Annotated in this window: 24 protein-coding genes; 5 read left to right on the top strand and 19 right to left on the bottom strand. The window is 57.3% G+C overall.

What is annotated here, in order from left to right; translation table 11 throughout:
• Nucleotides 1-106: 106 nt before the first annotated feature.
• Nucleotides 107-1,567, bottom strand: a complete 1,461-nt coding sequence (locus tag BLR08_RS25560) for a (Fe-S)-binding protein (protein ID WP_072336850.1) — start codon at nucleotides 1,565-1,567, stop codon at nucleotides 107-109.
• A complete protein-coding gene (locus tag BLR08_RS25555) occupies nucleotides 1,564-2,979 on the bottom strand; it encodes an FAD-binding oxidoreductase (protein WP_072336854.1) in 1,416 nt (471 codons plus the stop codon). Before BLR08_RS25555 ends, BLR08_RS25560 begins: the two co-directional genes overlap by 4 nt.
• Nucleotides 2,980-3,113: 134 nt before the next feature.
• Between BLR08_RS25555 and BLR08_RS25550 the strand changes: the two genes are divergently transcribed.
• Together BLR08_RS25550 and BLR08_RS25545 are read left to right on the top strand one after the other, a co-directional pair.
• Nucleotides 3,114-3,839: a FadR/GntR family transcriptional regulator gene (locus tag BLR08_RS25550; RefSeq protein WP_072336858.1), complete on the top strand. Its 726-nt coding sequence runs from the start codon at nucleotides 3,114-3,116 to the stop codon at nucleotides 3,837-3,839.
• 45 nt (nucleotides 3,840-3,884) lie between these two features.
• A complete protein-coding gene (locus BLR08_RS25545) occupies nucleotides 3,885-4,184 on the top strand; it encodes a hypothetical protein (RefSeq protein WP_072336861.1) in 300 nt (99 codons plus the stop codon).
• Nucleotide 4,185: 1 nt separating this feature from the next.
• Here BLR08_RS25545 and BLR08_RS25540 read toward each other — a convergent pair whose 3' ends face one another.
• A complete protein-coding gene (locus tag BLR08_RS25540; protein WP_072336865.1) occupies nucleotides 4,186-4,695 on the bottom strand; it encodes a metallophosphoesterase in 510 nt (169 codons plus the stop codon).
• Between the two features lie 147 nt (nucleotides 4,696-4,842).
• Between BLR08_RS25540 and BLR08_RS25535 the strand changes: the two genes are divergently transcribed.
• Entirely contained in the window at nucleotides 4,843-5,139 is a 297-nt protein-coding gene (locus BLR08_RS25535) for a DUF4870 domain-containing protein (RefSeq protein WP_072336868.1), read from the top strand.
• 73 nt (nucleotides 5,140-5,212) lie between these two features.
• Here the strand turns inward: BLR08_RS25535 and BLR08_RS25530 are convergent, their stop codons facing one another.
• The 9 genes from BLR08_RS25530 to BLR08_RS25490 form a co-directional block, all read right to left on the bottom strand.
• On the bottom strand, nucleotides 5,213-5,647 hold the full coding sequence (locus BLR08_RS25530) for a DUF1284 domain-containing protein (RefSeq protein WP_072336872.1): 435 nt from the start codon (nucleotides 5,645-5,647) through the stop codon (nucleotides 5,213-5,215).
• 4 nt (nucleotides 5,648-5,651) lie between these two features.
• The gene (locus BLR08_RS25525; protein WP_072336962.1) at nucleotides 5,652-6,203 is read right to left on the bottom strand and encodes a histidine phosphatase family protein; all 552 of its coding nucleotides are present in this window, start codon (nucleotides 6,201-6,203) and stop codon (nucleotides 5,652-5,654) included.
• Nucleotides 6,204-6,266: 63 nt separating this feature from the next.
• Nucleotides 6,267-7,253 (bottom strand): NADP-dependent oxidoreductase, encoded by a 987-nt coding sequence (locus BLR08_RS25520; protein ID WP_072336875.1) that lies wholly within the window; start codon nucleotides 7,251-7,253, stop codon nucleotides 6,267-6,269.
• Nucleotides 7,254-7,343: 90 nt separating this feature from the next.
• On the bottom strand, nucleotides 7,344-8,141 hold the full coding sequence (locus tag BLR08_RS25515; RefSeq protein WP_072336878.1) for an ABC transporter permease: 798 nt from the start codon (nucleotides 8,139-8,141) through the stop codon (nucleotides 7,344-7,346).
• Nucleotides 8,131-8,934, bottom strand: a complete 804-nt coding sequence (locus BLR08_RS25510; protein ID WP_072336882.1) for an ABC transporter permease — start codon at nucleotides 8,932-8,934, stop codon at nucleotides 8,131-8,133. The genes BLR08_RS25515 and BLR08_RS25510 overlap by 11 nt, the downstream gene beginning before the upstream one ends.
• Entirely contained in the window at nucleotides 8,931-9,953 is a 1,023-nt protein-coding gene (locus tag BLR08_RS25505; RefSeq protein ID WP_072336885.1) for an ABC transporter ATP-binding protein, read from the bottom strand. The genes BLR08_RS25510 and BLR08_RS25505 overlap by 4 nt, the downstream gene beginning before the upstream one ends.
• Before the next feature lie 257 nt (nucleotides 9,954-10,210).
• A complete protein-coding gene (locus BLR08_RS25500) occupies nucleotides 10,211-10,522 on the bottom strand; it encodes a hypothetical protein (protein WP_090586511.1) in 312 nt (103 codons plus the stop codon).
• A 109-nt stretch (nucleotides 10,523-10,631) separates the two neighbouring features.
• A complete protein-coding gene (locus BLR08_RS25495; RefSeq protein WP_143014463.1) occupies nucleotides 10,632-11,144 on the bottom strand; it encodes a single stranded DNA-binding domain-containing protein in 513 nt (170 codons plus the stop codon).
• Between the two features lie 236 nt (nucleotides 11,145-11,380).
• Complete coding sequence (locus BLR08_RS25490; RefSeq protein WP_072336891.1) at nucleotides 11,381-11,677, bottom strand: hypothetical protein; 297 nt, start codon at nucleotides 11,675-11,677, stop codon at nucleotides 11,381-11,383.
• Between the two features lie 317 nt (nucleotides 11,678-11,994).
• Between BLR08_RS25490 and BLR08_RS25485 the strand changes: the two genes are divergently transcribed.
• Nucleotides 11,995-12,426 (top strand): SRPBCC family protein, encoded by a 432-nt coding sequence (locus BLR08_RS25485; protein ID WP_072336894.1) that lies wholly within the window; start codon nucleotides 11,995-11,997, stop codon nucleotides 12,424-12,426.
• A 3-nt stretch (nucleotides 12,427-12,429) separates the two neighbouring features.
• Nucleotides 12,430-12,801: an ArsR/SmtB family transcription factor gene (locus BLR08_RS25480; RefSeq protein ID WP_072336898.1), complete on the top strand. Its 372-nt coding sequence runs from the start codon at nucleotides 12,430-12,432 to the stop codon at nucleotides 12,799-12,801.
• A 193-nt stretch (nucleotides 12,802-12,994) separates the two neighbouring features.
• On the opposite strand, the gene BLR08_RS25475 is transcribed toward BLR08_RS25480, so the two are convergent.
• The 7 genes from BLR08_RS25475 to BLR08_RS25445 all read right to left on the bottom strand — a co-directional run bounded on the left by BLR08_RS25475 (nucleotide 12,995) and on the right by BLR08_RS25445 (nucleotide 20,458).
• Nucleotides 12,995-15,550, bottom strand: a complete 2,556-nt coding sequence (locus tag BLR08_RS25475) for a PEP/pyruvate-binding domain-containing protein (protein WP_256257775.1) — start codon at nucleotides 15,548-15,550, stop codon at nucleotides 12,995-12,997.
• A 115-nt stretch (nucleotides 15,551-15,665) separates the two neighbouring features.
• Entirely contained in the window at nucleotides 15,666-16,097 is a 432-nt protein-coding gene (locus tag BLR08_RS25470) for an NUDIX hydrolase (protein ID WP_072336901.1), read from the bottom strand.
• Between the two features lie 138 nt (nucleotides 16,098-16,235).
• Nucleotides 16,236-17,138, bottom strand: coding sequence for a putative RNA methyltransferase (locus tag BLR08_RS25465; protein ID WP_083537498.1), 903 nt, complete (start codon nucleotides 17,136-17,138; stop codon nucleotides 16,236-16,238).
• A gap of 482 nt (nucleotides 17,139-17,620) precedes the next feature.
• A complete protein-coding gene (locus BLR08_RS25460; RefSeq protein WP_072336904.1) occupies nucleotides 17,621-18,373 on the bottom strand; it encodes a MerR family transcriptional regulator in 753 nt (250 codons plus the stop codon).
• Between the two features lie 93 nt (nucleotides 18,374-18,466).
• Complete coding sequence (locus BLR08_RS25455; RefSeq protein ID WP_072336907.1) at nucleotides 18,467-18,793, bottom strand: AzlD domain-containing protein; 327 nt, start codon at nucleotides 18,791-18,793, stop codon at nucleotides 18,467-18,469.
• Complete coding sequence (locus tag BLR08_RS25450) at nucleotides 18,784-19,524, bottom strand: AzlC family ABC transporter permease (RefSeq protein WP_256257779.1); 741 nt, start codon at nucleotides 19,522-19,524, stop codon at nucleotides 18,784-18,786. The genes BLR08_RS25455 and BLR08_RS25450 overlap by 10 nt, the downstream gene beginning before the upstream one ends.
• 295 nt (nucleotides 19,525-19,819) lie before the next feature.
• Nucleotides 19,820-20,458 (bottom strand): nitroreductase family protein, encoded by a 639-nt coding sequence (locus BLR08_RS25445; RefSeq protein ID WP_072336910.1) that lies wholly within the window; start codon nucleotides 20,456-20,458, stop codon nucleotides 19,820-19,822.
• Nucleotides 20,459-20,507: the final 49 nt, after the last annotated feature.

Genomic DNA, 20,507 nt, shown 5'->3' with positions numbered 1-20,507 from the left:
CGCCGTCCAGGCCTGCCTTCTTCATGGAGCGGAAAGCTGCTGCCGGATAGTAAGAAAACCTTCAATCCAATTTCGCCATGGATTGAAGGTTTTCGATTATAGGGGCCTATTCAATTCTCGGTGAAGGCACCAGCCGTTCGTACAAATAGTCAACGACATGCTCCGCCTTCATCCGGCCGCTCAGCCCCTCGCGCTCGATTCCGAGCTGCATCTGCAGCAGGCAGCCGGGGTTGCTGGTCAGCACGATATGGGCCTTCGTCTCCTTCACATGCTCCATCTTGTGGTCCAGCACCTGCATGGACATGTCCGGCTGGGTCAAATTGTAGATCCCAGCCGAGCCGCAGCAGCGGTCCGCTCCCTGCAACTCGACCACATTCACCCGGCCGACCCGGCCGATCAGATTGCGCGGGGCATTGCCGGCCTTCATGACGTTACGCAGATGGCAGGAGTCCTGATACGTAACCGTCTCCCATCCGGCGGCATCGGCGGCAGAGCCTGCCGGCGAAGTCGTCTGCGCCGCGCTCTCCTGGAGCGCGGCCGCCGCTTCTTGCGCGCGGCCGGCTGCGGCGCCCGCCCCGGCATCGAAGTTCAGCCGGTTCGCGCGCTCCAGCAGCAGCTGGCTGACATCCTTCACGCGCCCGGCGAACGCCAGCGCCGAGCTCGCATATTCCGGATCATCGTGAAGCAGATGTCCGTACTCGACCAGCAGTGCGCCGCAGCCCCCTGCATTGGACACCACCGCGTCCATCTTCGCATCGAGGAAGGCGCGGATATTGCTGCGGGCCAGCTCGCGGGCCTGATCCAGCTCACCGCCATGCGCATGAAGCGCGCCGCAGCAGTTCTGCGCCTCGGGGATGATGACGTCATAACCCGCTTCGGACAGCAGGCGCGCCGTGCGCACATTCGTCTCGGTGTACAGGATATCCATGATGCAGCCCCGGAACAAACCGACGCGTCCGATCGGGTTTCCCTTGGCCGGGACGAAGACGCCGAGCTGCTCCACAACGCCGCTGCCTGACGCGTCGGGCAGAATCCGCTCCATCTGGCGCATATGCTCGGGGAACAGGTCCATCATCCCGGAGGAGCGGACAAGCCCGCTCATGCCGGATTTCTGATACAGCCGCAGCGCCTTGCCGAGCAGCTTCATCCGCTTCTGCCGCGGAAACAGATGCTTGAAGGTAATACCGCGCAGAGCGCGAACCCACAGCCGATGCTCGGCTGTCTGCTCAAGCGCCTCCTTCGTCTGCTCGAGCAGGCTGCCGTACTTCACGTCAGCCGGGCAGACCGGCTCGCAGGCCCGGCAGCCGAGACAAAGGTCGATCTGGTCGCGGAACGACTGGTCCGGCGTCATCACATCGTCGACGACAGCCTTCATCAGCGCTATACGCCCCCGCGGGGACGCAGCTTCGAGGCCCGTCTCGCGAAAGGTGGGACAAGCCGGCTGGCAGAAGCCGCACCGCATGCAGTTCGTCAGCTCGTCATAGTCGAGCGCCAGCTTCATGCGCTCGGCGACGGGGGAGCCGCCTTCGCGGGCAAGCTTTTCTTTGATCGATACGGAGCTGTTCACCGGTTCACCACCACCCTTTTGCGCGACTCCTTGGCGAACATTTTGCCCGGATTCATAATATTGTTCGGATCGAAAGCCAGCTTGAGGCTGCGCATCAGCGCAATGCCTGCCTCGCCGACCTTCCACTCCAGGAAAGGCGCCTTCACCGTACCGACGCCATGCTCTCCGGTAATCGTGCCGCCGAAGCGAATCGCCGCCTCGAATATTTCCTCGAAGGCCTGCTCCACGCGGTGAATCTCCTCGGTATCCCGGGCGTCCGTCGTACAGGTCGGGTGAAGATTCCCGTCGCCGGCATGCCCGAACGTGCAGATCTGCAGTTCGTACTTGCGGGCGATCCGGTTGATCTCCAGCACCATGTCGGCGATCTTCGAGCGCGGCACTGTCGCATCCTCCAGAATCGTCGTCGGCCGGATGCGGGACAGCGTGGACAAGGCGCTGCGGCGGGCTTTCATCAGCCGCTCCGCTTCCTCGGCGTCACGGGCCATCTGCACGCTGGCCGCGCCCTCCTCCCGGCAGATGCGGATAATCTCTTCCATATCCTTCGCTACGACAGATTCATCGACGCCATCCTGCTCGATCAGCAGCACGGCCTCCATATCGGTTGGCAGTCCGAGCTTGTTGTAGGCTTCGACGACACGCAGTGTCGGATTGTCTATGAACTCCAGCGTCGCAGGCACGATACGGTGGCGGATAATGCTCGATACACTCCGCGCCGCCGCATGAATATCCGTGTACAGCGCAAGCATCGTTTTCTTATAAACGGGAGCCGCCACCAGCTTCACGGTCGCCTCCGTAATGATCGCCAGCGTACCCTCCGAGCCGACCAGCAGCTTGGTCAAGTCATACCCTGCGACATCCTTGTACAGCTTGCCCCCGGTCCGGATCACTTCCCCCGAAGGCAGCACAGCCTCGAGCCCGATCACATAGTCCTTGGTCGTGCCGTATTTCAGACCGCGCAGCCCGCCTGCGCATTCCATAATATTGCCGCCCAGCGTCGAGATGACCATGCTGCTCGGGTCCGGCGGGTAGAACAAGCCCTGCGCCTCCACCGCCATATGAAACTCCTTCGTATTCAGCCCGGGCTGGAAGGTAGCCGTGAGATTATCCGTATCGATCTCCAGCAGCTTGTTCATCCGGTTCATCACCATCACGATGCCGCCCTCCACCGCCACCGTGCCTCCGCACAGATTGGTGCCGGACCCGCGGCCCACGATAGGAATCCGGTGCTCGTTCGCGAGCTTCAGGACGAAGGCGACCTCCTCCGTCGTCGCGGGAAATACGACACCGTCCGGCATATGCTGGAGCATCGGCGTCGCGTCATAGGAGTAGGAGACAAGCGTCTCCTGATCGTCCCGGAAATAGCGGTCGCCCAGCCGTTCGCGCAAAGCCTGGCGCACTTGTTCATTCAGCATGTAACCCTCCTACTTTCTGTCGACAGCTTTATTTTCCATTTCATTTTGATCAGGTGATCTGATGACTTTTGTTCCATTATAGCTTATGCTTGAATGAGTTGTATAGACGTTTTGTGCGGAGGTACGATAATCACGTGACAATCAAACCGGTTCGCCCCCAAAAAGGAAGCGATCTCGTCCTTCATCATCTGGCGGAGCAGATCCGCTCCGGCCATTATCCGCTCGGCTCCAAGCTGCCGACCGTCGTGGACCTGGCCGCAGGCTTCGAGGTCGGCCGCTCCACCGTGCGCGAAGCGCTGAGCGGTCTGAAGGCGATGGGTCTGGTCGATATCCGTCATGGCGGAGGCACTTATGTGTGCGAGACGCTGCCCGCCGAGACGGCCGGGCAGGAAGGCATGGATTTCTTTCGTCCGATCGAGTCGCTGAAGGAAGTGCTGGAGGTGCGCAAATATATCGAATCCGGCTGTGCGGAGCTGGCTGCCCTGCGCCGGTCGGAGGCCGATCTGGCCGCTATCGAGGCAGTGCTTGTGCGGATGAGGGAGACGCTTGGAGACGAGAAGCTTGCCGAGAAGGCCGACGTGGATTTCCATGTCAAAATAGCCGAGGCTTCTCATAATACGCTGCTGCTGCAAATGATGCTCTCCTTGACTCAGCGGCTGCAGGAGAATATGTCGGACTCTCGCCGGTTGTGGTTTTTCGCCGAGCGGAGCTCGGTCGAGCTGCTGCTGGCTGAGCATACGGGCATCTATGAAGCGATCCGGGATCGCAATACCGCGCTGGCCGGCGAGCGCATGTCGGCGCATATCGGCAAAGTGGACCGGATCGTCCGGCAGCTGTCCCGGGAAGATAAACAGGAGTAGGCTGCCTCTTTACCAGACGAGGCAGCGGAAGGAGACTGTATTTCTATGGCGTTCGGCATACGACGCGAGGAGCTTGTACGCTGGAAGGAAGCGGTCAGCCGCGGCGAGCTTGCCTTTTTGACCCACTATTGGCTGGATGACCGGTTCCCGGGGATATCGACCGTGACCAAGGTCGGCTGCTCCGATCTGGTCCGTCTCTCCGACTGGTGCGTCCGCAACGGACTGAACCCGGCTTATATCCATCATCGCCCGCCCTATCCCCACTTCGACCTGATCGGTCCGAAGCAGAGAGACGTGCTGGAGCGGCAGGGGCTGCACGATCATATCGCGAGGTTCAAGCTGTAACCTACTGCTGCTCGTCCTGCACGACCATCGCCCGGATCGCTTCGAAGGCTACGGGCAGATAGTCCCAGTGCTCGACGCTTACATTCACGTATTGGGTCCCCTCATATTTCTGCCCGTGGATATGTCCGTGAATGTTGACATACGGCATATGCTTGTTCATATACATCGGTTCGTGGGACAGAAAGAAGAAGCCTCCGTACACCAGCGGGTATTCGCTTACCTCGTCAAATCCCGCCTCCAGCCACCAGGCTCTCGGCCGTCCCCGGTCGTGATTGCCCAGCACCAGCGTCTTATTTCCGTTCAGACGCGAGACGATCGCCTTCGTCTTCTCCAGATTGAGGAAGGAGAAGTCCCCCAGATGGAACACCTTGTCCTCCGGTCTCACCACGCTGTTCCACTTCTCAATCATCGCCTCCGTCATCTGCAGGCTGTCCGCAAACGGCCTGGACTCGAAATCGATAATCCCGCCGTGCCCGAAATGATGATCTGACGTTATATAAACCTCGCTCATCGGATGCTCCCCCTTCATGCGCCTAATTGAAGTTGCAGATCAGCTCTGCTATGTGGAATATTACACAGATTTTTACTGTGATTTCTGCTATGATTAAGGTTAGTTTGCAATCTTACATTAAGCCGGATTGGAAGTGAAATTAACGGTATGGAAAGTCAAGAAACCAAGATTATGGCCGCTATCGGCTACATTTTGTTTTTCGTTCCGCTGCTTGCCGCCAAGGACTCTTCGTTTGCCCGTTATCATGCGAATCAAGGGCTGGTGCTGCTGCTGACGAGCTTCGCGGTCAATATCGTGCTCGGTCTGATTCCTTTCATCGGATGGGTGCTGATGTTCCCAGTCAGCGTGGTTATCCTGATATTTGTCGTGATTGGCATCCTGAATGCCGTCAACGGACGCACCAAGCCGCTGCCGGTCATCGGCGGGATTACTATCATCAAGTAGCGCGACCGTCTCTGCACGCTCTGCGTCCGCGCGCTGCCGCGCGGACGAGCGGACGGAGCGCCGGTGGCCGATGCTATCTCCCTCGCTCTCGATCCGCTACCTGCGGCAGGCTTTCCCCTCGCCCTACCATTTCCACGCCTTCCCTGCAGACGCCGTACTGCTCCCATGGACAAGAAGAACAAATCACGCGAATATCATCCGGCTCGATACAGGCCGCTACCTCCGCCAACACCTGCGACCAGACCACCGGCTCGGCCAGCTTCAGTCCCAGCTTCTCCAGCACCAGCGCATCCCGCCTGCCGACGCCCGCTTCCCGGCAATGAACCGGCCGGTCCTGCGGATAATGCTCACAGATGTCATCCGGACCCTCCACCATGACGATCATAGTCTCCGGGTCGATTCGCAGACGCTCATAGATCGCGGTCATATTCACACAGAAGTCGTCGGAATATCCCATCCCCCGATAGCCGAGCAAGCATAATAGATGATGACCCCTCAGCTTGATCACTGCCTTACGCACCTCCCGGCTCGAACACATACAGCTTGCCGTTGGCCGCCGTTCCGAAACGGGGACCGCTATAGCCTCTGCGCAGCAGTTCCCTGCGAAGCTCCATCATCAATGCCGCGTGACTAACGATCAGCACATTCTCCTCATCCCCGGCCAATATGTCATCCAGCATCGACGCCGCCCTTCTGCGAACATCCGCCCTGCTCTCCGGATATACCCGCGGCGCAGCATACCAGCATAACCGGACAAGCACCGCCCATAGCAAAAACGGAAGACGCCGCTGCGAAATTTTCCCGAAATCCGGATAAGGCACCTCGCGAAGCCGTTCCGTGACCTCGATCGGGCCAGCGAACAAATGCCTGGCTGACTTAACGGCCCGTTCCATGCTGCTGGCATAGCAGCGGGCCCATACCATCCCCCGCAGCTCCGTCGTCTCCAGCTCAACGTCCGAAGCATCGTAAGCCTCGAACCAGGCCTTCAGCTCCTGCGGACTTAATATCCCGTGAGTAGGAAACTCATGTTTAACCTTGTAATGTCTGACCAATCCAATTCTCATGCCTGTTACCACAATCCCTTATCCCCAATAAGTCAAGCTTGCTGCTGCAAGCCTTTCTGCCGGTTATTGTACCATATTCTGGCGGTTTGGAACGAAATTCTCCCGGTCCTGACCTTCAGCCGGATACAAAATGATGCGTCCCCGTCCATGCCCGCTTTCTCCCAGCTCGTGAGCTTGTCTGGCTTCCGCCAGAGGGAAGCTGCGAGACGTGCAGGCTTGAAGCGAACCGTCGGCCAGCAGTTCGGCTATGTCCTGCATAATATCCGGATCGGCCAGCTGGCTGTTGAACCGCGTGCGGACCCCCATCTCCTCCGCCAGCTCTGCAAAGGGCAGCCCTACGAGCGATACCAGCGCACCGCCCGGCTTCAGCACCGTCAAGGAGCGCTCCTGCACGCGGCCGCCTACCGTATCCAGCACAAGGTCCACGCCGGAAAGTTCCTGTTCGAATGCGGCGGACATGTAGTCGATCACCTGCTCCGCCCCCAAGCTCCGAACGAAATCCACATTGGAAGCGGAGCATGTCCCGACGACTTTCGCCCCCATCCGTCGGGCAAGCTGAACGGCGAACATGCCGACCCCGCCGGCAGCGCCGTGTACGAGCACTTTCATCCCGGCCTCCACTCCCCCGAATGCCGGCAGCGCCGTCCAGGCCGCCGCCGCTCCTCCCGGAATGGCGGCGGCCGCTGCGAAGCTTAACCCGGCGGGCTTCTGGGCAAGCCGGTCCGCCGGGACCGTCGTATATTCGGCGTAAACGCCGTTCCAGCTTCGCCCGAATACGGCGTCGCCCGGCTTGAATTCGACTGCGCATTTGCCTGCCGACTCGACTATACCCGCGAATGCCGAGCCTGGAATATAGGGCAGCACATGGGGGCGTATATGTTGAAAAATACCCTGTCTCATCCGCCAGTCCGTAGGCAGCACTGCGGCTGCCTGTACCCGCACGAGCACTTCGCCCTCCCCCGGCTTCGGGACAGGCACTCGCTCCAGCCGGAGAACCTCCGGCCCGCCATAGCGATGTACACGTACGGCATTTTGCATCTGATCCGACATCGAGCACCACTCCTTCCGGCAATGCGTCTTTTTCTCCTTCTTACTAGTGTACGCCAAATGACAGTCATATAGAAAGCGTACGCCGCATGCTCAGCTTCGCATCGTCATCATATTGCCAGACGTATACCGTCTAAGCCCGCGGTAGAAAAACCATGTCCCGCCCACGCTCAGCAGCGCCGTCACTCCGAGCGCGCCGAGCAGGAAGGGCAGCTCTACGCTGCGCAGCAGACCGATCGGCAGGTAGCTGATAAATCCCGCCGGGACGACGGTAAACAGCAGCAGCCTCCCCCAGCTGCGGAAAATATCGGTCGGGTAAGTCGCAAAGGCCAGCATACATTGAAACATCTGGTGTGCCAGCCCTTCGGCATTGCCCATGTAGAACGCAAACGCATTGACGATCACGATAAAAAACAAAAAAATCAGCGTGGCGATCAGCAGCGCCAGCCCGAACTTCAGCGCGCCAAGCCACGTCTTCTCGCCAAAAATCGCGAACAACAGAAAGCCAAACACGATATCTCCAATGGCGGACACCGACATGCGGCTGACCAGCACATGAAGCAATACAGGCTTCGGCTGGGCCAAATACACGTCCAGTTGCCCGGTCGAGATCAGCTGGGCGAGCCGATTGGCATTGCCGAAAAACACCGCCATAAACCCGAAGCCCCCGGCGCTGATCGCCCACATCATCATCACATCCTGGAACGCCCAGCCGTTCACCACCGAGAAGCGCTGGAAGTATACGCCCCAGAAAAACACCCACACGACATTATTCACCAGCATCATACCCGCCGTAAGCAGAAAGCTCATCCTAAACTCCATCGCACCGGCCAGATTCAGCTTCCAGAATGTCCAGACGAATGCCGGCAGGCCGCGCCATTTACCCCCCATTGACATGCAGCTTCTTCACTCCCCTCCTGTATACGAGCACAGCCGCCAAACCCAGCACAACAAGCCAGAGCATCTGAATGGCAAGCATCTGAGGCACGCTGCTGCTCTCGTATTGCACGGCCGCCTTGGCCGGGAAATAAAGCACGGCCTGGAACGGCAGCCAAACGCATATTTTTTGCAGCAGCTCGGGAAACATCTCGAGGGGCATCAGCATCCCGCCGATCGTGAACAACAGCTTGTGGTAGACAAATTCAAGCCCCCTCGTCTCCTCCACCCAGAACGCGCAAAGCGCCAGCAGCAGGTTAAGAAAGAAATTGACGCTGAAGCCGAAGACCGCAAGCAGGAAAAACACCGCCCAGCCGGCACCGAAGCCGGGAGGTCCCAGCACCAGCCAGCCGAGCAGGGAGCCGACAGCGAGATTCACCGCGAAGCGGACAGCGATCTCGCTGACATACCCCATATAGTGCAGGCCGATATAGCTGATCGGCTTGGTCAGCTTGTAGCCTACATCGCCGCTTTTTACCTCCTCTTCGATCCGGGTGCACAGGCTTGGACAGGCCATCGTCATCGATTCGGTCAAAATCAAATACCAGACAAGCTGCTTGAAGCTGTATCCGGCGATGACCAGCTCCCCCTCTCCCCGGAAGGTAGCCTGCCAGAGCTGGGTGAAAATATACAGAATAAAGACCAAGAATACCGTCCGCATCAGAAAATCCGCAATGTAGGCCAGATGACGGCGTATAGTGATGCGGCCGACAGCCGCATACTTCGCCGCGATAAGCGCCGCGTTCATGCCGGTTCCCCTCCTTGCCCCTCGCTCGCGTCGGCCCCGGCCTGCGCATAGATGTGGGTAATGACCTCCTCCATCGGCGGATCTTCGATCGTAACGTCCCGGATCCGCACCTGCCCGACAAGCCGGGCCAGCACTGCCTCGATAGGGATGCGCGACGTATTGACCGACAAAGTGACCTTCACGCCTTCATGCGCCTTCACCTCAGCCCCCGGTATATTGACCGCCGCCAGGCCGTGTTCATCGGCCATGATCAGACGAATCGTCTTGTAGGTCAGCAGCTCCCGCTTCATCGACGCTACCTTGTCATCCAGAATCATCCGCCCGTGATTAACGACAATGGCGCGCTCACATAGCTGCTCGACATCTCCCGCATCGTGGGAGGTCAGGAAAACGGTCATCCCCTCCTCCCGGTTCATATCCCGGATCAGCTCGCGGATGTTCAGCTTCACGACCACATCAAGACCGATGGTCGGCTCGTCGAGGAAGACGATGCGCGGACGGTGCAGCAGCGATACGGCAATCTCGCAGCGCATTCGCTCGCCGAGCGACAGCTTGCGCACCGGCGTGTTCCAGTACGGCTCCAGCTCGAAGCGGCGCACCAGCTCTTCCTTTCTCGCCAGATAGTCGCCCCGGGGCAGCTCATACATATGCCGCATCAACTCGAAGGTATCCGCAGGAGGCAGGTGGTACCACAACTGCGATTTCTGTCCGAATACCGAGCCGATCCGGTACGCGAGCTTGTTGCGCTCCTTCCACGGATTACAGCCCAGCACCTCGGCTTGACCGGAGGTCGGATGCAGGATGCCGGTCAGCATCTTGATCGTCGTCGATTTCCCTGCGCCGTTCGGCCCCAGGAAAGCAAGCATCTCGCCCTGCTGAACCGAGAATGAGATGCCGGAGACCGCCTGCTTCTGCTCGTAGACGGGCTTCCAGAGGCTGCGCAGGCTTCCCGCAAGCCCCGGCTGTTTCTTCTTCACTTCGAAGGTTTTGTTCAACCGCTCGATTCTAATGGCCGTCATGCTTTCTCCCCGCCTCCTCCTGTTCCTCTGTCAGGGTAACGCAAAAAAGACCTCCGGCAAATTCACCCGGGGCTTGAATCCGGGCGGAACTTGCCGAAGGTCTTTTATCCCTACGGTGTAGCGCTGCAATCGCGGCGCCGACTTCGCTCGGTTCGGCTTGACCCGGCTCCCTAGAAGTCCTTCCCTGACATATTTAAAAGAGACATTACCACAATCCGGGACCGTCCTGCAACCCTTTTTTGAAAATGTTTCCTACCTTACCGGTAAGAACGGTTGCGGTACGAATCGCCCATAAACGAAGTCACGAACAAAATAATGGCGGTTAAAATATGCATCACCATGCCGACAAACGGAATCCACGCGATCAGCGAGGTCACAATGCCGGCAAGGCTGCCGATCTTGGGACCGCCCTCCCGCAGGACAAGCGCCAGCGTAATCACATGGAGAATAAACATAATGACAAGCGGAGTATAAGACATGCCTAGCACGATCGCCCCTCCCAAGACAGGGATACCGAGAATCGCTTCCAGCAGCGCGGTGATCAGAATAAACACCCGAGACATTTTCATGGAGCATCCTTCCTTTTCGTTTAATGGCTTTATGTCAAGTATAGGTGTTATTTCCTGTTCGCGCCATACCCTGCTTGCTTCTCTTTGGAAACGGGATGGCCCGCTTCTTCTAAAGGTTGCTGTCTGCTGCCCCTGTCCGCTGAATGCCCTCGGCCCTGGCCCTCACTTCCAGCACTCCCCGCGTATCGCCAACCACCCCTTGGACCCGCAGCAGATCGCCCGGCCGCAGAGCCGCGCCAAAATCGCCCAGGACAAGAATGTCGCCGGTTTCATCCTGCAGCTGCACCAGCTGACGCTCTCCCGAGACTGGCCTGAGATTGTGTTTGACGATGCCTTCGACAGCTACATTTTGCTCCAGCATATGTCTGGCTTCCAGTACGGATACGGACGGATACACAGAGTGATCCGGCACGGAGAGCGTGGAATCTCCGGCTGAGGCGGAGGATTTTTGCCTCTCGGAGCCCTCAGGACCGGCTGCGGCGAAATGCTCGCTATTCATCATCCACTGGACAGCCTGGGCCGGCAGGCGGGTTATATTGTTCTTAACGGACAGCGGCAGCGCAGATACGATCAGAAGCGCAAGCAGCAGCCACAAGGCGTATAGTCTCACTATCGGGTTCACTTGAATCGTCCCCTTCCGCAATAACCTTCCTATCTACTATTTCATCATAATTGGCAGATGTTAAACGGGGACGCTGATTAAGTTAAATTCTTGTTAATGCTGCGGGAAGAAAGGGTTGCCTTGATAAACGGAAAAAGACATAGACTCGTCCTGAGTCTATGTCGGTTAATCCCCTCTATGCTATGAAAAGGGATGCTAGCGACATGATTCTTCTAGTATCCCTATGCGGCCGGTTATTATGCGGATTGCAAAATTTTCTCCAGCAGATTCTCCTTAATCATCTTGATCCGCTGCTTGACGTAGAAATCGTAGCTGGCTCCCTTCAGCTCACTGAGAGGCACCTGCAGATCGGTATCATTGTCCGTGATCGTCATCGAACCGTTCTCGAAAAACTTGAACGTATAATCAACCCATGTTTTACCGATGGAATCGAGAACTTTCTCGACCTGCTGATCGCTCAAATGCTCGCTATTCTCCAGGATGGCGCTTCTGAAATAATCCCGCTCGATAAATCTGATCTTAACTGTACCCATGATCTACACCCCTCTCATAATTAGGAACGTTTGTTCTCATATCTCTATTATACCAATTTTCCAGGGCTTGTCAACATTTTACAGAACTTTTGTTCCCATTTTTTCATTCGAGTCCTCTCCGGCGCTTTTTGGGTATGTGCAGCTGGAAAAATTGGCAAGCTATCCTTAGTTGCCTGCTCGGATCTGCGTTGCACTGCCCTGCTCTATTCTGCCTGCTTCATGTCCGCTTTTCTTTGTCTTGACAGACCCCGGTTCCGTTTTTATAATAAAGCGAAACCAAATGGTTTCATTTCAATTCTGCTAGGAGGTATATGAAGATGTCAACGCCAACACATGGGCCTGTTCCCGATATTGTCAAAACCGCTCTGCTCAACGCGCCTATTCAAAAAGTATGGGACGCTGTCGCGACCGCGGAAGGAATCGCCGCCTGGTTTATGCCCAACGACTTCCGGCCGGAGCTTGGCTCTGAATTTTCGCTGCATTCGCCTTACGGAACTTCGCCCTGCCGGGTCGAGGAGCTTGATCCGCCGAACCGTCTCGTCTTCACCTGGGGGGACGAATGGATCGTTTCGTTTAACCTGATCGAGCAGGATGGCAAAACGGAATTCACACTGACGCACTCGGGCTGGGGAGAAGCTCAGGACATTATCGCCCCGACCGGCCAGAAGCGCGGAGAGGTCCGCGACCGGATGGACCACGGCTGGGAGGAGATCGTTGGACAAAGACTGCGCAAGCATGTAGAGGCTTAAACGATGGAAGCGCCTGCGCCTAAGCACGACGTGTTTCAAGCCATCGCAGATCCCACCCGGCGTCAGCTGCTCCGGCTGCTCGGGGAGCAGGAGCTGCCCGTGACTGTGATCAGCAGCCATTTCCCGATGACCCGCACGGCCGTGTCCAAGCATCTGCGCATACTGTCCGACGCCGGACTCGTCAGCGAGCAGAAGGTGGGACGGGAGAAGCGGTACAAGCTGCAGGCGGAGCCGCTGCTGGAGCTGAAGCGCTGGCTTGCCTATTACGAGCGGTTCTGGGACAACCGGCTGGCCGCTCTCAAGCTGCTGGTCGAATCGGATGACTCCGAGGATATCCAGCCCCGAGGTCCTCGCCCGATCAAACAGGAAGAGTAGCATGAGACGGCAAAAAACCTTCGCGTCCGCTGCAGCAGCGGGACGGAAGGTTTTTTGCCGCTTAACTACTTGAGCGGCCTGGCATCCGAGACGGATCGACTCGGACTCGATCAGCCCGGCAGGCGAGCCCTGTCGGCATGCCTGGCCCCTGGCCGGTTTCAGATTCTGACATTACGGAGGCAGCCCGCTATAGTTACCGGCAAAGCAGCGTCTGCGTCACAATATCCGCGTACAGCTCCATGCCGCCCGTCTCCGCTACATGAATAACGTCAGCGAACCGTTCGCCGCCCGGCAGCAGGGCGGCTAGTCGGTTCTCTCGCTCCAGTACGGCTTCAGGATGGAACCGGACATCCCGCCGTCCGTCGAAGATGGCCGCATAGAAGATGCCCGTCTCCACGAGATCCTGGAAGAAATGACTGCCGTACGACAGCTCCGGCGTAAACCCGGCCTCCTCTGACGCAACCTCGCAGATGGCCGTCATATAACACAGCTCCGAGAAATGAACGGGCACGCCAAGCGACGGCGTCGTCGTCCCCCAGCGGCCCGGGCCGATCAGCATCGCCTGTTTCCCCTGCAGCGCGCGGTTGATCTTCCCGATCTGCCGGGCCACCGCATATTTGCCCTGCTCGCTGCGCTCCAGATACGGCTGCGGCCGGACAAAGACCACATAATCGATCGGCAGTCGCACATTGCCGCCCATGAAGCTGCCTTTGGACGAAAAGAAGCATGGATCGCCGTCCGTCAGCTGCGGCAGCTCCACCTGCTGACCCAGCCCCTTCGTTTGCAGCGGACGGCACTGCAGCAGATTGACCTTGAACCGGTTATCCCTCGTAAAATTGGCGGTAAATTCGATATCCACCGGATACTCGTAGACGCGGGACAGCAGCGCGAGCATTTCTTTCATTACTTGCGGGAACTTCGTATGCTTCAGCAGGCGCTGAAAGTCTACAATATGCGGCGTCGGCCGGTCGGTATAACCCAGCTCGCGCAGACGGCCGGCCGTCTCGTCATCCACTGTCGCAAACAAGGTTTTATCCGCCTTCAGGTCATAGGCCAGAAGCTGATCCGCCTTGAGGCTCGCCACGGTATTATCCGTAAGGGAAAGCACGTCCACCCCATGCTGGGAAAACTTCCGGATATCCTCCGCATCCATCGGCGAAGGGCGCAGGGGATTGTCCAGCGCTACAATTTTCACATAATCCCCGACCGTCCGGTCCACAGCCCGCGTACCCAGCCCGAATACAAGCCGGAGCATCCCCGCATCCATATCGACGCCCGAATCCCAGACATACAGATTGGAGGAGTTGCCCACCCCGGCGATATGAGGAAGGAAGGCATCGCGGTAATGATCGCCGGAGACACGCTGCACGAGCAGCGCCATCTGCTCGTCCTTCTCCAGCAGTCCGCGGTTCATCCGGTAAGCGAGCGCGTCCTCGTTCATCATGCTCGCGTACACGGTGCGCACCGCCTGCTCGAACGCTTCGTACCGTTCCTCCGGCGTTCCCTGGTTGACGCAAAACACGCTTTCGTATTTGCCGGCGAACGCATTGCCGAAGTTATCCTCCAGCAGGGAGCTGGAGCGGACGATAATCGGCGACTGGCCGAAATACTCCAGCAGCTGCACGAAGCGCCGGCGGATGCTCTCCGAGAACTTGCCTTGCTTCATCTTCTCCTGCAGCTCGGGCGCCAGGGTGAAGTAACCCTCCTGCGTTCTTTGCCTGGCTCGCAGCTTCCACCAGCCGTTCTGCACCATGTAGGTGTAAAAAACATCCGCTCCGATATAGTAGGAGTCATGCGGCTCCAGCACATCGCGGAGTCCCTCTCCTCCCTCCCGCTCCACAATCTTGCGGGCCAGCAGCATGCCCACGCTCTTGCCTCCGATGAGGCCGGTGCCGACCTCGCGCGAGGCGAGCAGCAGCAGATCCTCCAGCGTGAAATACCGCTCGCACAGCTCCTGCATCCGGGACGCCGGACCGACCAGCAGCGACAACAGCAGCTGCTTCGCCGCCTCCTGCTGCTCGGGCTCCTGCGCAAGCGCCTCCCGCGCCTTGCCGATCGTCGTATCCCAGTAATCCAGCCGCTCCTCTCCGCGGTGTATGGCGGAAAACAGCTCGGCCGCCTGCACGCTGGACGTAATGCTGACGGCTTCCTGCCCTTGGATGAGATGGGGGAAAAACATGCTGGGGGAATACCGGTTCCACACCTTCAGCGGATGAATGTACATATGGCCGTTAACATGGTAGAGATCCAGCAGAAGCTGAGTCGTCTCGCGGATGCCCGCTATCGTGGCGTACGTATGGGTATTGCGAATAATCGCAAAGTAAGCGATCGTGTCCAGCTCATACAGGAACGGACAAGACACGTTGAAGAAGTTCCCGATCATCGCATCGGAGTACCAATACTCCAGCAGCCCGGTCAGGCAGTCGAACACATAAAATGCCCGGCGCCCTTCCTCCTCGATCAAGGAGTGAACCGCTGCCGCGAAGCTTTCGAAGCCCTTCCCGGCATCCAGCACAACCTTGCGAATCCCGGGGTCCTCCTCCAGCAGCGGCTCATGGCTGCCGAAGCGGACATAGATCAGCTTTCTCCGGTCCAGCTTGGCCTGAGCGACGAATGGCTCGATCATCGTCCGGTAATGAGCGACCGAATCGACCTGCCAGACGACGTTATCTCCGAGACGCAGCTTGTCGATCACCTGATCGAAGCCTGTTAAGCCGGTGCTGACCTTATCGTGCATGGAAATATTCATGGGCAGACCTCCTGTTCGGTATGCGGGGGTTGTTTATGTCTCGCGCTTGCCATCGATTCGAGAGGCAGATTTCGGCAGACGGTGCCTGATACGTTGCTTCAAGCCTTCTCTGCTGTTAAGCGGGAAGTGTTTCGTCCGCCAGAAAAATACCTGGGTTCATCTTCACTTGTTCAATCATATGGCCAATACTGCCTTCCCCTGCAAATACGGTCATGTCAAAAAAATTTTGGTTCAAGTCTGACCAATATAAGTCATTTTCATCACCCGAAACCTCTACCTCATCCTTCAATCTGCCGGCATAAACTTCGACATAACAATGCTGGATGTAGTAGGTAAAGTCCATGAGGTGATGCAAAACAATATGCTCTTTTGAAATGCTCGTTTCTTCCAAAAGCTCTCTATAAGCAGCTTCCATTCCGGATTCGCCGATTTCGATTTTACCGCCGACAAAGTTATTTAATCCTTGATAAGGATTTTTTAGCCGCTTGCACATCAACAGACGATCCATATTTTTATTGTATATCATAAGAACATTATAACCTTGCATAAGCTGCTCTCCTCACACTGTTAAATTTTAACTATACTAATATTCAACAGAGTTGCCAATCATCCTGCTCCTTAGCTAATCAAACAACCCTGGCCGTATAGGCGCAGGGCTGCTACATCTTCTTCCTTCAAGCGGCCGTTACTGGTCTCTACGCGGCTGCTTGCCATACATGATGTCAAAATCGAACGTAATCTCGGCAAACCTTTCGGCCGTAGCCTCCCGCACGAGCTCCTGCGGGGCTCCCCAAGCCAGCGGCGTCATCTGGACGATCTGCTCCAGCAGAAGCGGGTCCATCGCCGCCTTATAGGTGACGCGCTCCGTATCGATCAGGTCGAAATAGCGCCCAAACCGCTCTACGACCCGCTCATTGGAGTAGTCTTGACGGGCAGTTTCCCTGTAGAGCAGCTCTCTCAGCTCCCGGAGGTAGCCGCTTGCCGGAACCGCCTTGATAACCGTGCCCTCGTCTGCGAGCATTCTTCCGAACTCGGCATAGTTGGAGGGCGAGCATATGCTAAGCACGAAGTCGAATTGCTTGTCCGCGAACGGGCATCGGGCCAGATCGGCTGCGCACCAGATGGCTTGGACATTCTCCCTGACGGCGAGTCGAATGCCTTCCTTGGACAGGTCGACGCCCACTCCCAGCCAATCGATGGCCGGCGCCTGTCCGGCAAGCCGGTTCAAGATACGGCTCAGATGCGAGCCTTCCCCGCAGCCCGCGTCTAGCATCTTGATGCTTCCCGTTTGGGAAACGATCCGCTCCTGCATACCTTCGCTGATGCGGTCGAGCAGCGGGTCGAAGACGCCGGCGGCATTCACCGCGTTTCGCGCCTTAAACAAGCTCTTGTCATATTTACTCTTCGGAGAGCGGACCAGTAGAGAAATATATCCGGTCTTCGCCATATCAAAGCAATGCCTACGCGCACAAACCAAGCTTTTCCCTTGAACAAGCTGCATCGGAGTCGTGCAGATCGGGCAGGCAAACATCGATGCATATCGAAAAAAAAGGGACGCATCCCCCGGCTGTTTATCCGTTGTGGACATGAAAACACCTCATTCATTCGTTTATAGGGAATGAAAAAGGCACAGTTAAATAAACCTGCGTCATTTTACCAAAAAATGACTGAGGCTTATTTCTTCTGTGCCCTTTTATCCGCGATAACGAATGAACCGGATCATGCCCTTACGCATCATTAACACTCCTAAACTCAAATAGAACGGCTGTCTTCCTTAGGTGAAGACAGCTCTAAGTATATCATAGGCGGAGGAGGCGGGCTTTAAAAACATTCCATAATTATCTTTTTAAAAGTACTATAAAGAAAACTATGTTAATTATTGAGGAGGTAGATATTTTTGTTTGGCATCTCATGGTTTCATCTGATTCTTAGTATTTTTATCATCGCCCTTTTCATATTTTGGATATATAGAATAATAAACAAAAGACAGCGATAAGCGCATCAATGATAATGCCATAATGACCGAGATCCGCACCCATGCGGACCTCGGTCTCCTTCGCTCAAACGCTCCTACTCTGCCGCCGCTGCCAACGCCTCCGCAGCCGCGCATAAGTAATACGCTAGTCCTGTCTGCTGCCCCTCCAGCATCTGACGATGGAAATCATCGCTCAGGAAGAAGCGTGTCTGCGCTGCAAAATCCGCCGCCGATACCGCATGACCATGGCTGTTCATGAACGCAAGATGGGTGCGGATCGCCTGCTGGAGCTGCCCATGATCATGCCGGATGCCCGCCTTCAGCGAATCCGCCATTTCCTTCATAAACGCCGCAGCCTCGGCGGCCTGCTCGTTCATGTCCGGCACCCCGCCCTCCTCTACCTGGAGCGGCTCCATCCCATACGTTTGCCCCAGATGCTGATTTTGCTCCTTCAGCGCTTCGTTCCACGCCTCTTCCGTTTCGAATCCCTTGAACATCTCCCGATCATTCATTGGTTTGCCCTCCCTTATACTTGTCACAGAATGTCTCAATGTGGCGATGACGCCTTCCAACCGCTGCTTGCGCTGCAGCAGCTGCTGCTCCTGCCGCAATAGAAGCGTCAGCCGGTCGTCTTCCTTCTCCAGCAGCTCCTTGATTTGCTCCAGCGGAAATTCCAGCTCCCGGTAAAACAAAATATGCTGCAGACGCTCCAGCTCCTTCGCCCCGTACAGCCGGTACCCGGCTTCGCTGATTTCGCACGGCACGAGAAGTCCAAGCTTGTGGTAATGATGCAGCGCTTTGACCGTTACATGAGAGATGGCGGACACTTCTTTGACGGTGTACAGCATGCGGTTTTCACTCCTTTCTGTTTCTAGTAAAAGGGCTGACCTAAGAGGAGGGTCAAGAGGGGCTGGGAAAAAAGTTGGCGCCGCCTCCCGCCTTTACCAGAACCGGACCAGCAGCGCCATAGCGGCAATACCAACAACGACCGTGGGCAGCAAGCGCCGGGTGAGGACCGCCGCGAGCAGCGTGGGCAGGAGCGCGAGAAGCTTAGGATTGCCGGCCGGAGACAGCCATTCCCCCTCTGCCGTCAGCACTTCCTGCGCCAGCAAAGCGCTCATCACGGCTGCCGGCACATAATGCAGATAACGCAGCAGCCACTCGGGCAATGAAACGCGGCTCAGCACAGCGAGCGGCAGCACCCGGGGCAGCCAGGTGACCAGCGATGTGCCGAGCAGTATCCACCAAAATTCATGGCTTACCGCCATCGTTCCACCGCCATTCCCACGCCCGGCGCAGCCACGATCGCCACGATCACTGCGGTGCCCGCAGGCATCACCTGCAGCGCAGCGATAAAGATGGCGGCCGCCCCGGCCGCTGTCAGCAGCTCCGGCAGCTTGCGGTGCTGGGCCGCAATCTGCATGACCAGCAGCCCGGCGAACATTGCGGGCAGCGCATAGGGCAGACCGACAGCATTCGGGTCGGGTATCCAGGCTCCCAGGTAGGCGCCTGCCCAGGTCGCCGCGATCCAATTCAGCTGAGCGGTCATGTTAAGCCCGAGCATCCATCTGCCGGCCCCTCCGTTCAGTCCCGTACGCAGACGTTGAATGGCTACTCCGAACGTCTCATCCGTCAATTGAGAGCCGAGCAGCACGTTTTTCCAAGCGGAATGGCCGCGGAAATAAGGGGACAACGCGGCGCTCAGCAGCAGATGCCTCATATTGACGAACAATACGGTCAAAATAATTGAGCCTGCGGAAGCGCCTGCCGCAAACATGCCGGACACGACAAACTGGGCTGAGCCCGCGTACAAGAACGTGGACATCAGCACCACCTCCAGGCCGGACAATCCGCTCGTGCGTCCGACTACCCCGGCGGCGAACCCGATGCTGAGATAGCCGAGCAGGGTCGGGACGCAGTCCTTGACGCCCAGCCAGAAGGAGCCTTGAGGGAGGGCGGCCATGGAGCCGTTCTCGCTGGATGGGGCTTCGGTCTTCATCTGATACATCCTGTAATCTCTCCTCTTGCTACGGGCAGCAAAGATTTTATTCTCCATCATACCTACGGCTGTAAAAAATGTCCAGACTCGGCCAGGACGCTCCGTCGCATGCTCCCGCGCTTCCTTCCCGGAGCACGCCAAACAGCCGCCTTCCCTGAAAATAGACAGGAAAAACGGCTGCCAGAAGGCTTTCCTTCCAGCTCTAGAACCGAGCCGGCGGCTGCGTTTGCCGCAGAGAAGGAGACTTATCGCTGCAAAAAGCGGTTAAGATCGGCAGGAGAAAGCTCAGAAACGGTCAAAACCGGTCGTAGCTGACGAATTCGCCGACGGGCTTGCGGTAGCCCCGCGGACGCTGGCGCGAGGTGTCTTCCTTGCCCAAAGCGATCAGCAGCGCAGGCACATAGTCTTCCGGAATATGCAGCGCTTCGCGCAGCGCATCCGGGTCGAAGCCGATCATCGGGCATGAATCCCAGCCTTGATCCTTGGCGGCCAGCATCAGCAGCATGGCCGACAGGCTGGCATTGCGAATCGCCTCGTCGCGTTTGAACGCTTCCCCTCTATCCGTGTAGAAGCTTAGCACGGACTGCACCGTGTCGTCGTATTCCTGCTGGCTCAGTATACCCAGATTCAGCATGCCCTCGTTGAGCCTGGCTACATCACGGTAAGCCTCCTTATGCCCTAGGACCACAATGAGCGCCGATGCGCTGCTCACCTTATACTGCTTGTAGGCAGCCTCGTATACCTTCGCTTTTACCTCGGGGTTTCGCACCGCAATATAATGGGTGTGCTGCAGGTTGAACGCCGAGGGCGCGAACTTCGCCAGTTGAAAAATATCTTCCAGCTGCCGGTCGTTTATTTCTACTCCGGGTATAAACTTATTGGCGGATCTCCGCGCCTTCACCAGCGCTGTCAAATCATAGGTGGTTGTTGTCATAACGTCTCCTCCAGCTTCCTGCGGGATTTAGAATCAAGAACGTCTACTC

It is taken from the genome of Paenibacillus sp. cl123 (assembly GCF_900101595.1).
GTDB lineage: Bacteria > Bacillota > Bacilli > Paenibacillales > NBRC-103111 > Paenibacillus_G.
This window is presented reverse-complemented; position numbering and strand designations above follow the sequence as displayed.